Annotated in this window: 17 protein-coding genes; 15 read left to right on the plus strand and 2 right to left on the minus strand. The window is 29.4% G+C overall.

The genetic code is table 11. The features are described 5' to 3' along the window. Positions 1-105 precede the first annotated feature (105 nt). The 12 genes from LQ682_RS09385 to LQ682_RS09440 all read left to right on the plus strand — a co-directional run bounded on the left by LQ682_RS09385 (position 106) and on the right by LQ682_RS09440 (position 8,416). Entirely contained in the window at positions 106-630 is a 525-nt protein-coding gene (locus LQ682_RS09385) for a YqeG family HAD IIIA-type phosphatase (RefSeq protein WP_016998538.1), read from the plus strand. 2 nt (positions 631-632) lie between these two features. Continuing rightward, positions 633-1,733, plus strand: coding sequence for a ribosome biogenesis GTPase YqeH (gene yqeH, locus LQ682_RS09390; protein WP_103268848.1), 1,101 nt, complete (start codon positions 633-635; stop codon positions 1,731-1,733). 12 nt (positions 1,734-1,745) lie between these two features. Next, complete coding sequence (gene aroE / locus LQ682_RS09395; RefSeq protein ID WP_016998542.1) at positions 1,746-2,555, plus strand: shikimate dehydrogenase; 810 nt, start codon at positions 1,746-1,748, stop codon at positions 2,553-2,555. A gap of 2 nt (positions 2,556-2,557) precedes the next feature. Next, the gene (gene yhbY / locus LQ682_RS09400; protein ID WP_239724150.1) at positions 2,558-2,848 is read left to right on the plus strand and encodes a ribosome assembly RNA-binding protein YhbY; all 291 of its coding nucleotides are present in this window, start codon (positions 2,558-2,560) and stop codon (positions 2,846-2,848) included. Positions 2,849-2,853: 5 nt separating this feature from the next. Further along, entirely contained in the window at positions 2,854-3,426 is a 573-nt protein-coding gene (nadD, locus tag LQ682_RS09405) for a nicotinate (nicotinamide) nucleotide adenylyltransferase (protein WP_167543688.1), read from the plus strand. Then, a complete protein-coding gene (gene yqeK, locus LQ682_RS09410) occupies positions 3,416-3,988 on the plus strand; it encodes a bis(5'-nucleosyl)-tetraphosphatase (symmetrical) YqeK (protein WP_016998546.1) in 573 nt (190 codons plus the stop codon). Before nadD ends, yqeK begins: the two co-directional genes overlap by 11 nt. Before the next feature lie 12 nt (positions 3,989-4,000). Continuing rightward, positions 4,001-4,354: a ribosome silencing factor gene (rsfS, locus tag LQ682_RS09415; protein ID WP_016998547.1), complete on the plus strand. Its 354-nt coding sequence runs from the start codon at positions 4,001-4,003 to the stop codon at positions 4,352-4,354. After that, on the plus strand, positions 4,354-5,079 hold the full coding sequence (locus LQ682_RS09420) for a class I SAM-dependent DNA methyltransferase (RefSeq protein WP_103268846.1): 726 nt from the start codon (positions 4,354-4,356) through the stop codon (positions 5,077-5,079). Before rsfS ends, LQ682_RS09420 begins: the two co-directional genes overlap by 1 nt. Before the next feature lie 42 nt (positions 5,080-5,121). Then, the gene (locus tag LQ682_RS09425) at positions 5,122-5,463 is read left to right on the plus strand and encodes a hypothetical protein (protein WP_239724152.1); all 342 of its coding nucleotides are present in this window, start codon (positions 5,122-5,124) and stop codon (positions 5,461-5,463) included. Between the two features lie 45 nt (positions 5,464-5,508). Continuing rightward, a complete protein-coding gene (locus LQ682_RS09430) occupies positions 5,509-5,778 on the plus strand; it encodes a helix-hairpin-helix domain-containing protein (protein WP_239724154.1) in 270 nt (89 codons plus the stop codon). 60 nt (positions 5,779-5,838) lie between these two features. Next, the gene (locus LQ682_RS09435; protein WP_103268845.1) at positions 5,839-6,294 is read left to right on the plus strand and encodes a ComE operon protein 2; all 456 of its coding nucleotides are present in this window, start codon (positions 5,839-5,841) and stop codon (positions 6,292-6,294) included. A gap of 124 nt (positions 6,295-6,418) precedes the next feature. After that, positions 6,419-8,416, plus strand: coding sequence for a DNA internalization-related competence protein ComEC/Rec2 (locus LQ682_RS09440; RefSeq protein ID WP_239724156.1), 1,998 nt, complete (start codon positions 6,419-6,421; stop codon positions 8,414-8,416). A 244-nt stretch (positions 8,417-8,660) separates the two neighbouring features. Here the strand turns inward: LQ682_RS09440 and LQ682_RS09445 are convergent, their stop codons facing one another. Continuing rightward, positions 8,661-8,798 (minus strand): YqzM family protein, encoded by a 138-nt coding sequence (locus LQ682_RS09445; RefSeq protein ID WP_016998552.1) that lies wholly within the window; start codon positions 8,796-8,798, stop codon positions 8,661-8,663. Positions 8,799-8,889: 91 nt separating this feature from the next. Between LQ682_RS09445 and holA the strand changes: the two genes are divergently transcribed. Beyond that, positions 8,890-9,864 carry a DNA polymerase III subunit delta gene (gene holA / locus LQ682_RS09450; RefSeq protein ID WP_016998553.1) on the plus strand — a complete coding sequence of 325 codons (975 nt, stop codon included), beginning with the start codon at positions 8,890-8,892 and terminating at the stop codon, positions 9,862-9,864. 38 nt (positions 9,865-9,902) lie between these two features. On the opposite strand, the gene rpsT is transcribed toward holA, so the two are convergent. Then, positions 9,903-10,154, minus strand: a complete 252-nt coding sequence (rpsT, locus tag LQ682_RS09455) for a 30S ribosomal protein S20 (RefSeq protein WP_064204513.1) — start codon at positions 10,152-10,154, stop codon at positions 9,903-9,905. Between the two features lie 231 nt (positions 10,155-10,385). Here rpsT and lepA point away from each other — a divergent pair, with 231 nt between their 5' ends. Continuing rightward, on the plus strand, positions 10,386-12,209 hold the full coding sequence (lepA, locus tag LQ682_RS09460; protein WP_103268844.1) for a translation elongation factor 4: 1,824 nt from the start codon (positions 10,386-10,388) through the stop codon (positions 12,207-12,209). 53 nt (positions 12,210-12,262) lie between these two features. Next, on the plus strand, positions 12,263-13,381 hold the full coding sequence (gene hemW / locus LQ682_RS09465; RefSeq protein WP_016998556.1) for a radical SAM family heme chaperone HemW: 1,119 nt from the start codon (positions 12,263-12,265) through the stop codon (positions 13,379-13,381). Positions 13,382-13,465 lie beyond the last annotated feature (84 nt).

Consider the following 13,465-nt stretch of genomic DNA (forward strand, 5'->3'; position numbering starts at 1 on the left):
AGTGTTGCAAATCTTTAAAGGTTTGCAACACTTTTATTTTGTTTTATGTAAAAGAAATTTAAGTTATTTTTATGTTAGAATAAGAAATAATATAGAGGTGTAAACATGGGTATATTTACAAAATATTTTTTACCAAATGAATATGTAGAATCAATTTATCATATTCGTCCAGAGCATTTAAAAAGTAAAGGCATTAAAGCTATTATTACAGATTTAGATAACACTTTAGTTGGTTGGGATGTTAAAGATCCAACAGATGATGTGAGAAATTGGTTTGAACGAATGAAAGAAAATGATATTACTGTAACGATTGTTTCTAATAACGGTCAAAAGCGTGTAGAATCATTTTCAAAAACATTAAACATTGATTTTATATTTAAAGCTCGTAAGCCAAGAGGTAAAGCGTTTAGACAAGCTTCTCATCTTATGAATGTACAAAAATCAGAAGTGGTTGTAATAGGCGATCAAATGTTAACAGATGTATTTGGAGGCAACCGAAATGGTTTATATACAATTATGGTTGTTCCTGTGAAAAAAACAGACGGTTTAATTACTAAATTTAATCGATTAATAGAAAGAAGATTATTAAATCGTTTCAAAAGAAAAGGTTTAATTAATTGGGAGGAATAAATTTGACAGAAACAGCAAAATGTATTGGTTGTGGGGCGACCTTACAATCAGAACACCCGAACGAAGCGGGTTACGTTCCAAAATCCAGCTTGCATAAAGAAGATGTAATTTGTAAAAGGTGTTTTAGACTAAAAAATTATAATGAAGTACAAGATGTAGATTTAACAAGTGATGATTTTTTAAATATGTTGAAATCACTTCATAATGAAGATGGTTTGATTGTAAACGTAGTGGACGTATTTGATTTGGAAGGTTCAATGATACATCGACTAAAGGATATTGTAGGAAAGAAAAAAGTGATTTTAGTTGCAAACAAGATGGATATTTTACCAAAAGCCATTAATAAAAAGAGAGTAGAAATATGGCTGAGACAAAGAGCGAAAGATTATGGTTTAAATCCTGACAAAGTTGTACTTATTTCTGCCGCTAAAAATCAAGGAATTGATGAACTATTAGGCACAATAGAAGAAATCAGAGATAGAAAAGATGTCTTTGTTGTAGGTACGACAAACGTAGGTAAATCTACGCTTATAAATCGTTTGATTGAAAAGAGTGTTGGAGAAAAAGATGTTATCACAACAAGTCATTTTCCAGGTACAACTTTAGATATGATAGATATACCTTTAGATGATGATTCTTATATGTTTGATACACCTGGAATTATCCAAAGTCATCAAATGACTCATTATGTTACAGATAAAGAATTAAAAGTAATAATGCCGAAAAAAGAAATTAAACCTAAAGTTTATCAATTGAATGAAGAACAATCTTTATTCTTAGGTGGGCTAGTAAGAGTTGATTATAAAAAAGGTGGACGTCGTTCATTAACTTGTTTCATTTCAAATGATTTGAATATTCATAGAACAAAGCTAGAAAATGCTGATGATCTATGGGAACGCCAAATTGGGGAATTATTAAAACCACCATATTCTAAAGAAAATTTTAATTTTAATAATTTGAAAAACAATGAAATATTTGTTAAAGATGAAAGACGTGATATTATGATTTCTGGGTTAGGCTTTATTACAGTGGACGAAGGCGCAGAAATAAACGTAATAGCACCTAAAGAGGTAGAGGTTACATCAAGAAAATCAATTTTATAAGAGGTGAGCGACATGAAATTTGCAGTTATAGGACATCCAATAGGACATTCTCTTTCTCCAATTATGCATTTAAATAACTTTGAAGCGTTAGAAAGAGATGATGAATATATAGCACTTGATATAGACCCTAAACATATGCAGCATATAAGAGATATCATAAAAGAAAAAGAACTTGATGGATTTAATATTACGATTCCACATAAAGAAACGATTATTCCATACTTAGATGAAATTTCTACAAATGCTGAGCATATAGGAGCTGTTAATACTGTTCATATAGATGGTGATAAATGGACAGGTTATAATACAGATGGTATTGGATTTGTTAAAGGTTTACTAGATAATTATGGTTCTATAGCAGGCAAAAATATACTTGTACTAGGTGCTGGCGGTGCAAGTAAAGGCATAGTCGCTGAAATGATGAAGTATACTGAAAGGAAAATTTCTGTAGCAAATCGCAGTCTTGAAAGATTTGAAAATTGGAATTTAGATATTAATCAGTATCAATTAGATAAAATAAAGCCTATTTTGAACGAATTCGATATTATTATTAATACGACACCAGTTGGTATGAATGAATCATCGGATGAACTCATTATACCTATAGAAGAAATTCACGCAAATGCTTTAGTCTGTGATATTATTTATATCCCAGACAAAACACCACTTTTACGAGCATGTGAAAGTAGAGGATTAACTATATATAATGGTTTAGATATGTTTATATACCAAGGTGCAGAAAGTTTTAAAATATGGACAGGTGAAACTGCGGATATAAAAGCAATGAAAAATAAAGTTATAGAAGAACTTAAAAGGAGATAAATATGTTAACAGGTAAACAAAAGAGATATTTAAGAAAAGAAGCTCATCACTTAGATCCAATATTCCAAATAGGTAAAGGCGGAATAAGTGAAAACATGATAGAACAATTAAACGAGGCATTAGAAAAAAGAGAATTAATTAAAGTACACATTTTACAAAACAACATGGATGATCATAAAGAAGTAGCAAATTCAATATCTGAACAAACTGAAAGTGAACTCGTTCAACTTATAGGTAGTATCATTATTCTTTATAAAGAATCTAAAGAAAACAAAAAAAGAGAATTACCTTAAATAAAATGAAAAAAATCATGATATACGGTGGCCAATTCAATCCAATACATGTAGGCCATATGTTAGTTGCGAGTGAAGCCTATCAATTTGTTAAACCAGATGAGTTTGTGTTTTTACCAAGTTATCAATCACCTTTAAAAAGCCACAATGAATCTCAGTTGTTAGAAAATGAAAGAATTGACATGCTAAAGTTAGCAATTGAAGATTTAGAATTCGGCGTAATTGATAAAAGAGAAATAAACAGACAAGGAACAAGTTATACTTTTGATACTATTAGTGAAATTCAAAATGAATATCCAGAATATCAAATCTATTTAATCATCGGAACAGATCAATATGTAAATTTAGATAAATGGAGAAATATTGATAAATTGAAAGAAATGGTTACGTTTGTAGTGGTCAATAGAGAAGTAGATAAACAAAATGTTGATAGTGGTATGTTATCCCTAAATATCCCAAGGATGGATATAAGCTCGACGAGTATACGAAATCGTTGTAAAAATCATCATTCAGTCAAGATGTTAGTTACACCAAGAATTGAAAGATATATCAAAAGGGGACGGTTGTATGAAGATTAAAAAAGCAGTTAAACTCGTAGAAGAAACTTTACCCACAAAACGTTATAACCATTCAATAAGAGTAGCAGAAACTGGTAAGAAAATGGCGGAAATTTTTGATGGAGATCCGAAAAAAGTTGAGCTCGCAGGCATTCTACATGACTTATGTAAATATGAAGAGTTATCAGAGTTGTATCAAAGTGTAACGAAGTATGATTTAGGTCAAGATTTATTAAGCTATGGATCTGAGATTTTACATGGGCCAGTGGCAGCTGCAAGATTAAAAGATGAATATGAAATTGATGATGAGGAAGTATATTATGCGATATATAACCACACTACTGGTAGAGCGCATATGAATAAAACTGAGAAAATAATCTTTATCGCTGATTATATTGAACCTAAAAGAACGCAACCTGGTGTAGATGATATTAGAGATATCGTGTTTAAAGATAAAAATTTAGATAAAGCGATTTATGAAATATCTAAACGAACAGTGTTACATTTAGTTGGTAAAGATAAAACTGTACATTTAAAAACAATTGAATGCTTAAATTATTATAATATGCATACAGAACAATAAAGGAATGATTAAATGAATTCGAATGAATTAATGAAACAAAGTTTAATTGCATGTGATGATAAACGTGCAGAAGATATAATAGCAATCGATATGCAAGGTATTAGTGATGTTGCTGATTACTTTGTAGTTTGTCATGGTAATAGTGATAAACAAGTACAAGCTATCGCTAGAAATGTTAAAGACGAAGCGGAAATCAATGAAGTTAATGTCAAAAGACTAGAAGGCTTTAACGAAGCAAGATGGATTTTAATCGATTTAGGTAATGTAGTCGTACATGTATTCCATAGAGAAGAAAGAGATTATTATAACTTGGAAAGATTATACAAAGATGCACCAATCATTACCTTGAATGAGGTTATGTCTTAATGGCTTATAATAGAATGAGCGATTATTATGATTTGTTGACAGCTGATCAACCTTATCATAAGTGGAAATATATAGTTGAGCATTTTATAAGTAGCTCAGAAAATGAAATATTAGATATAGGTTGTGGAACAGGTACATTAACTTCGCAATTGACTGAATATGGTCAAGTGAGTGGTGTAGACATTAGTCAAGAAATGCTAGAAATAGCAGAGTTTCGTAATCCATCTATAAATTGGTATTGTCAAGATATGAGAGATTTAGAACTACCAAATCAATATGATATGATTACTATATTTTGTGATAGTTTAAACTATGTGACTGAACCGGAAGATATATTACAAGTATTTAATTATATAGATAAATATTTAAAAGACGAGGGTATATTTATTTTTGATGTCCATAGCATATATAAGATGAATCATCAATTTAATAACCAAAATTATATCGATGAAGAAGAACGCCTTACGCTAATTTGGCAGGCTATAACAGGAGAAGAACCTAATAGCGTTTATCATCAGATGTCATTTTTCGTAGAACGCGAAGATGGTTTATACGAACGATTTGATGAAGAGCACTACCAATGTACTTTTGAAATAAGTTTATACGAAGAATTATTAAAACTAGCAGGATTTGAAATTAAAACAAAATTCACTGATTTTGATATAGATACGTATAGTGAACAAGGCGATAGACAATTTATCGTTGCTCAAAAAATGAATAAGTAATTTTAGACACCTTTTACGTTTATATATGTAGGAGGTGTTTTTTTGGATAAAATCAAAATGATTAAGGAGTATTTTTCGCAATATTATCGTTATATTTTAATTGGATTTATAGCTTTGATTATCATACTGAAATTAATTTTTGGAATGAATGAACCAGAGGAAGAGCCAATAGAAACTATAAATAAAAATAATAGTGGAATGATTGAAAATGAAGAAAGTAAAGAATCAAAGCAAGAAATAGATAGGAGAGAAATATCATCTAAAGAAAATATTAAAGAAGTAATTGTAGATGTTAAAGGAGCTGTTAAATTTCCAAAAACATATGAAATGAAATCTTCAGAAAGAATAAATGATGTTTTAAAGAAAGCACAAATAAATGAGTAAGCTGACTTATCTAAATTAAATCTTTCAGAGAAATTAAAAGATCAAATGAGTATATATGTTCCAATGAAAGGTGAAAAAATACCTTCAAATTTGAATAAGCAAAGTAGTCAAAATGAAAATGTTGAAGTAAATATTAATACTGCAACTAAAGAACAAATACAGAAAATACCCGGGATAGGACCAAGTAAAGCCGACGCAATTATAAAATATAGAGAAGCAAAAGGAGATTTTAAATCTATAGACGATATGAAGAAGATAAAAGGATTTGGAGATAAAACAGTAGAATCTTTGAAAGAATATGTCATTTTAAATTGAAATTGCATTTCATAAACATAATACTTACAATAATAGTATATGAAAGGTTGGATGATTAATATGGAAAGAATCAAGTGGAAGGAATATTTTATGGCTCAAAGCCATTTGTTATCACTAAGATCAACATGTGAAAGGTTGTCGGTAGGTGCAACTATCGTTAAAGATAATAGAGTGATTGCAGGGGGATACAATGGGTCTGTTTCAGGTGAAGAACATTGTATTGATAATGGATGTTTAGTTGTCGACGGACATTGTATAAGAACAATCCATGCTGAAATGAACGCTATTATTCAGTGCGCAAAATTGGGTGTATCTTCAGAAGACGCAACAATATATGTAACACACTTTCCTTGTTTAAACTGTACTAAATCTATAATACAAGCTGGCATTAAACAAATTTATTATGCAGACGATTATCACAATCATACATATGCGATTCAGTTATTAGAACAATCAGGTGTTCATTTTGAAAGAATTGATTTCCATCCTGAAGATATTATGAAATATTTAAAATAATAGGTTACGCAGCGTTATGTATTTTTACTTAGCCTTATATTTATTATCAGGTATTTTAATTGTCTTTAATATTTATATCGGGATGATATTTTTAAGTATAGTCATGCTAAGTTGTATGATCAAATTGAAATCATATAGAATTGCGATACTTGGTATTATCTTTGTCGTAATTGGTTATTTAATTTTACCGTCAATACAACTACCACAATTGGATTCGTTTAATCATGAAAAGCGTAACAAAGCACCGTTACATGATTTTATAGAATTTAAAGATGATATGGTAATTGACGGTGATTTATTTAAATCAATTGCTCAACAAAAAGGTGAAACTTATCAAGTTTATTACACAATTAAATCTAAAGAAGAAAAAGATAAAATCCTTAATAACTTACCTTTATTTAAAAAATGTGAAGTTTATTATGATTATAGTAACCCTTTACCTAATACTAATAGTTTGAAGTTTAACTATAAAGAATATCTTATCCAACAAGATATTGAAGGCATCATTAAAATTAAACAACCGTTTCTCAAATCTTGTATTAATAGTAAATTGAATCTTTTAGAAAAATTGCAGTTTCATAGGGAACATCTTATTTTAAATTTAAAAAGGTTAAATTCAAAATATATTGAAGATATTATTGCATTGACTTTAGGAGAAACGAAGTATTTATCTAGCGAACGAATTGAAGAATTAATACATTTAGGTATATACCACTTGTATGCAGTAAGTGGTTCACATGTTGCTTTACTCAGTGTGTTTTTGTTTAATATATTGTTGAAATTTAAGCTAAGATATCATCAGGCAGAACTGATTATTTTTATTTTATTACCTATATATGCAGTATTAACAGGATTAAGTCCAAGTGTTATTAGAGCAGTAGCTGTTGTAATGTTATATCTTGTGATTAAAAAGTTTACACGTCTTGATTCACTACAAATTCTTTCAATTACCTTTATTTTGTCTGTCATGTATAAACCGTTTATAATTTATGACATAGGTTTTCAATTATCTTATTTAGTTTCTACATTTTTACTACTTACTATCCCCATTATTAAAACATTTCATTTCATTTATAAACTAATATGTATTAACTTAATAGCTCAAATTTCTACTTTTCCTATTCTTATTATGCATTTTAATACTTTTCAATGGTTAGGTTTATTAACCAACTTCTTTTTTATTCCTTGGTTTGAATTAATATTATTCCCTCTAGTTATGATTTTTTTGATTATCTATGTAACAATCGGCTTTGTACCTAATATTTTGATATATTTAACAGATTTAATGTTAAGTATAACTATTGATATTATACAAATAATAAATAATTTCAATATAGAAGATATTGTAGTAAGGAATCTTTCTCATATATCGTATTTTCTAATATTTATTATTTGTGTGATGATAAGTATGTATATTCTTAAAAAGAAAATTTTTAAAGCTATTATTATTTTTATATTAGTTATTATAACTATAACTTATGATTTTAAAGAAGATAGAGTGATATTAAGGTTTTTGGATGTGGGACAAGGGGATGCAATGGTTTCATATCATAAAGATACAAATCAAATTGTAATGATAGATACAGGCGGTAAAATGTTATCAAATAAAAAAGACTGGCAAATCAAAGATAATGAACTTTCTTATACAAAGTCTGTATTAATACCTGAACTTCATGAAAAAGGCATTCGAAAAATCGATTATTTAATTGTATCACATCCACATTTAGATCATATGGGAGAACTAGAAGAATTAAGTCAAAAAATAAAAATTAAAAATCTAATAATAAATAAAAGAACTTGGGATAACAAAGAATTGAAGTTACTAATTAGTAGCCTTGAACAAAAAGGAATAACTATTATTGATAGTGTAGGGTTGAAAAATATAAAAGTAGGTAAAGCGATTTATAGGTTTTATAATCAAGATACAAAAAGTCATCCTGATAAAAATGAAAATTCAATCATAACGGAATTAGAAGTTTACAATAAGAAGATAATTTCTACAGGAGATGCAACGCAGAATAATGAACGAGCTGTTTTAAATAAAATTGATCATCAATATGATATTTTAAAAGTCGGACATCATGGTAGTTCAACGAGTTCAACTGAAGAATTTTTATCTTGAGTGAAACCTAGGTATGTATTATAAGTGCTGGTAGAGGAAATAAATATGGCTTACCTAAAAAAGTAACTATTAAAAAACTTCAAAACCATAAATGTAAAATATTAAACACGCAAGATATAGGGGGAATAACCATCACATTGACTAAAGCTGGGATATCAACAACTAATGGTTTATACGATTACAATAAATCAGGCTGAGACATTATTATGTCCCAGCCTTGATTAAAAAATATAAATATGTACTATTAGTTAGGTAGTAAGCTGAATACTTGAGCAATGATATAAATCGCTGCTAAAAATAAGAAGCCTACAATAAAACCTAATCCAGAGTCTTTAACGTCATTGTTACGCCCTTGAGTATTTTCACCTTCAAATCTGTTCATATGACTCCCTCCTATACTTACATTCATTATATGATAATAAGCTTAAAAATGCTATACTTAATTAGAACTTTATAAGAGAGGAAGACTTATTTTGAAAGATAATATTGTATTAAATTATGGTGCAGTAGATGCATTAATAGAGAAAAAATCTAACGAAATTATCAATCAATATTTAAAAGAAGGGCGTGATGAATTCAATTACGCCAAATATGATTTATACGAAACACCCATTTCTAATGCAATAGAAGAAGCGTTAACTTTACCTTTCCTCTCAGACAAGAAAGTTGTTCATATTAAAAATGCTTACTTATTTACAGGTGAAAAAGTGAATAATAGCATTAACCATAGTACTGATGCTTTACTTGAATTTATAGAGCAATATGATGGAGATACGCTAGTAGTTTTTGATGTAAGTAACGAAAAATTAGATGAAAGAAAGAAACTCGTAAAAACTGTTAAAAAGAATGCAACACTAAATAAAATAGAGCAAATGTCAGAACAAGAAATGAAACAATGGATTAAGTCATATTTAAATGAGCAGTATAAAGACATTAAAGAAGACGCACTCGTCGCATTTTTAGAGTTAACTGGTATTCAATTTAATATTATACATGCAGAATTAGAAAAATTAATTTTATTTATTGGTGATGAACCAGTTATTAATAAAAAAGATGTTACTGAAATAGTTAGCCGTTCTCTTGAACAAAATGTATTTTTATTAACGGAGTATATACAAAAAGGAAAAAAAGAGAAGTCTATTGAATTGCTAAAAGATTTAATAAATTTGAAAGAAGAGCCTATTAAGTTGTTAGCATTAATAACAAGTAATTATAGATTGTACTATCAATGTAAAATATTAGCCGGCAAAAGTTACAGTGAGCAACAAATTGCTAAAACAATAGGAGTACATCCTTATAGAGTGAAATTAGCCTTAAGAATTATAAGAAATTTATCTTTAGAAAGACTGTTAAAGACGATAGATATATGTGCTGATACTGACTATGAATTGAAATCTTCATACATGGATAAAGTTTTAATTTTAGAGTTGTTTATCTTGAAAATTTAAAAATAAAAAAGCTACAGATGAACTGTAGCTTTTGTTAATTAGTTAGCTTTAGACATTAAGCTAGATTTAATTCTGTTAGCTTTATTTGAATGAATTAAGTTCTTTTTAGAAGCTTTATCAACCTTTTTGATAGCTAATGAAACTAATTCACCTTTGTTATCAGCATTATTTTCGATAGCAGTTCTTGCAGATTTAACAGCTGAACGCATATCATTTTTTTGTGAAATGTTTGCAGCGTCTTTCTTTTCAGTTACAGAAACACGTTTAATTGCAGATTTAATGTTTGGCATGAGAGTCACCTCCTAAATATGTTGTCCGTGATCAAATAATTTGATTGCAACAAAAAATATTTTATCAAATGTACGCCTTAAGTGCAATCATTATTTACATATTCCTTATAAAGCTTAACACTTTATGAACAGTTTGGTAATTGGTTTGCATTTATTCTATAAAGAAGGTATCATATCAAAGATGCTACTTACATCTGAAGATGTAAAATTAACGAGAAAGTTGGAGTTCAAATGGACAGAATGAAACGCCTAGAGCGCCAAAAGAAAATAAGAAACTTTTCTATTATTGCTCATATTGATCATGGAAAATCAACATTAGCTGATAGAATTTTGGAAAATACGAAAAGTGTTGAGACGAGAGATATGAAGTCTCAATTATTAGATTCAATGGATTTAGAAAGAGAACGTGGTATAACTATCAAATTAAACGCTGTTCAATTAAATTATACAGCGAAAGATGGGGAAACATACATACTACATTTAATTGATACACCGGGACACGTCGATTTTACTTATGAAGTATCACGTTCATTAGCTGCATGTGAAGGGGCTATTCTAATCGTAGATGCAGCTCAAGGTATCGAAGCACAAACTTTAGCAAACGTTTATCTTGCTTTAGACAATGACTTAGAGTTGATTCCAGTAATAAACAAAATCGATTTACCTGCTGCTGAACCGGAAAGGGTAAAGCAAGAAGTTGAAGATGTTATTGGTTTAGATGCGAGTGATGCGGTACTTGCAAGTGCGAAAGCTAATATTGGTATCGAAGAAATATTAGAGAAAGTCGTTGAAATAGTACCACCACCAGAAGGTGACCCAGAAAATCCACTACAAGCATTAGTATTTGATTCTACTTACGATGCTTATAGAGGTGTAATTTCTTCAATTAGAATAGTTGAAGGGTCAGTTAAAGCCGGAGACAAAATTCAAATGATGTCCACAGGTAAAACTTTTGAAGTTGCGGAAGTAGGTATTAATACACCTAAACCATTACCAGTTGAAACTTTATCAGTAGGTGATGTTGGATATATAATTGCATCTATTAAAAACGTTGCTGATTCTGACGTAGGTGATACGATAACAAATGCTGACAGACCTGCAGACAAACCACTTCAAGGTTATAAGAAAATGAATCCAATGGTATTCTGTGGGCTTTATCCAATAGACAATAGTAAATATAATGACTTAAGAGAAGCTTTAGAAAGACTTCAATTGAATGATGCTTCTTTAGAATTTGAGGCAGAAACATCTCAAGCATTAGGCTTTGGGTTCAGAACTGGATTTTTAGGATTATTACACATGGAAATCATACAAGAAAGAATTGAACGTGAATTTAACATTGAATTAATAGCAACTGCACCTTCAGTTATTTACGAATGTGAATTAACAGATGGAGAGAAAGTTGAAATTGATAACCCTTCACAATTCCCAGATCCACAAAAAATCAACACGATTTATGAACCGTATGTTAAAGCGACTATGATGGTACCAAGTGACTATGTCGGAGCAGTAATGGAATTATGTCAGAAAAAACGTGGTAATTTCGTTACAATGGATTATTTAGATGATATTCGAGTGAATATTATTTATGAAATTCCTTTATCTGAAGTTGTATTTGATTTCTTTGATCAATTGAAGTCTAATACGAAAGGTTATGCTTCTTTCGACTATGAATTAATCGGATATCAAGAAAGTAAACTTGTGAAAATGGATATCTTATTAAATGGAGACCAAGTAGATGCGTTAAGCTTTATTGTGCATAAAGAATTTGCTTACGAAAGAGGTAAAGCAATTGTAGATAAACTTAAAACATTAATTCCTAGACAACAATTTGAGGTGCCAGTTCAAGCAGCAATTGGTAATAAAATAGTAGCACGTACAAACATAAAATCTATGGGTAAAAATGTATTAGCAAAATGTTACGGTGGTGACATTAGTCGTAAACGTAAATTACTTGAAAAACAAAAAGCCGGTAAAGCTAAGATGAAGTCAGTCGGAAACGTTGAGATTCCACAAGATGCATTCCTAGCAGTACTGAAAATGGATGAAGATTAAACAAGAAACAGCTGCGTTTAAGTAGCTGTTTTTATTTTTAAAGGAGGATTTAAATGGCTAAAAGTGTATATATTCATATACCTTTCTGCGTTAGAATTTGTACTTATTGTGATTTTAATAAGTTTTTTATAGCCAATCAGCCTGTTGATGAATATTTAGATTGCTTAATAAAAGAAATGTCTACTCGCAAAGATAAAGTTGTAGAAACAATTTTTGTTGGAGGTGGGACGCCAACAGCATTATCAGAAGTTCAATTAGAAAAACTACTAATATCAATAAATGATTTATTTACTGTAACTGATGAATATACATTTGAAGCAAACCCGGATGAACTAACTGAAGGTAAAATTCAACTTTTAAAAAAATATGGTGTTAATAGGTTATCACTTGGAGTGCAAACTTTTGATGATGGTTTATTAGAAATTTTAGGACGTACACATCATAGTGACGATATTGAAAAAGCAGTTAAGTTATCTAGAAAACATAATATAGGCTCAGTTAGTTTAGATTTAATGTTTCACTTACCTGGTCAAACGTTGAAACAATTTGATGAATCAATAGATAAAGCATTATCACTTGATGTTGACCACATTTCAAGCTATGCACTTATACTTGAACCTAAAACTCAATTCTATAATTTATATAGAAAAGGAAAATTAAAATTACCTAATGAAGATTTAGGTGAAGAAATGTATCAACACTTACAAAATAAATTAAAAAAATCACCTCTACATCAATATGAAATATCTAATTTTTCTAAAGTAGGCCATGAATCACTTCATAACAAAGTATATTGGAAGAATGAAGAATATTATGGTTTCGGAGCTGGCGCACACGGATATATAAACGGTGTGAGATATAGTAATATTAATCCGGTTAATCAATATATAAATAAACTAACTAATGGAGAAATGCCTGTACTGCAAAATAGTGAAGTTACATTGAAAGAGCAAATGGAAGAACAAATGTTCTTAGGCTTACGCATGACTGAAGGTGTTTCAAAATCTAGATTTTATAAAAAATTTGATCAAACGATTGAAGAAGTATTTGGTCAAAAGGTTAATAATTTATTGGAAAATGGTTTGTTAAATGAAAATGAAGATTATTTATACTTAAGTGAACGTGGTCAAATCATTGGTAACGAAGTATTTGAGCAGTTTTTATTAACTTAAATAAAAGAATGAAAAATCTTTCAAAAATTCGAGGGTTTAATGTTGACTTACTTTGACCAATTTGATAAATTATAATTAGCACTT

It is taken from the genome of Mammaliicoccus sp. A-M4 (assembly GCF_022386955.1).
Taxonomy (GTDB): domain Bacteria; phylum Bacillota; class Bacilli; order Staphylococcales; family Staphylococcaceae; genus Mammaliicoccus; species Mammaliicoccus lentus.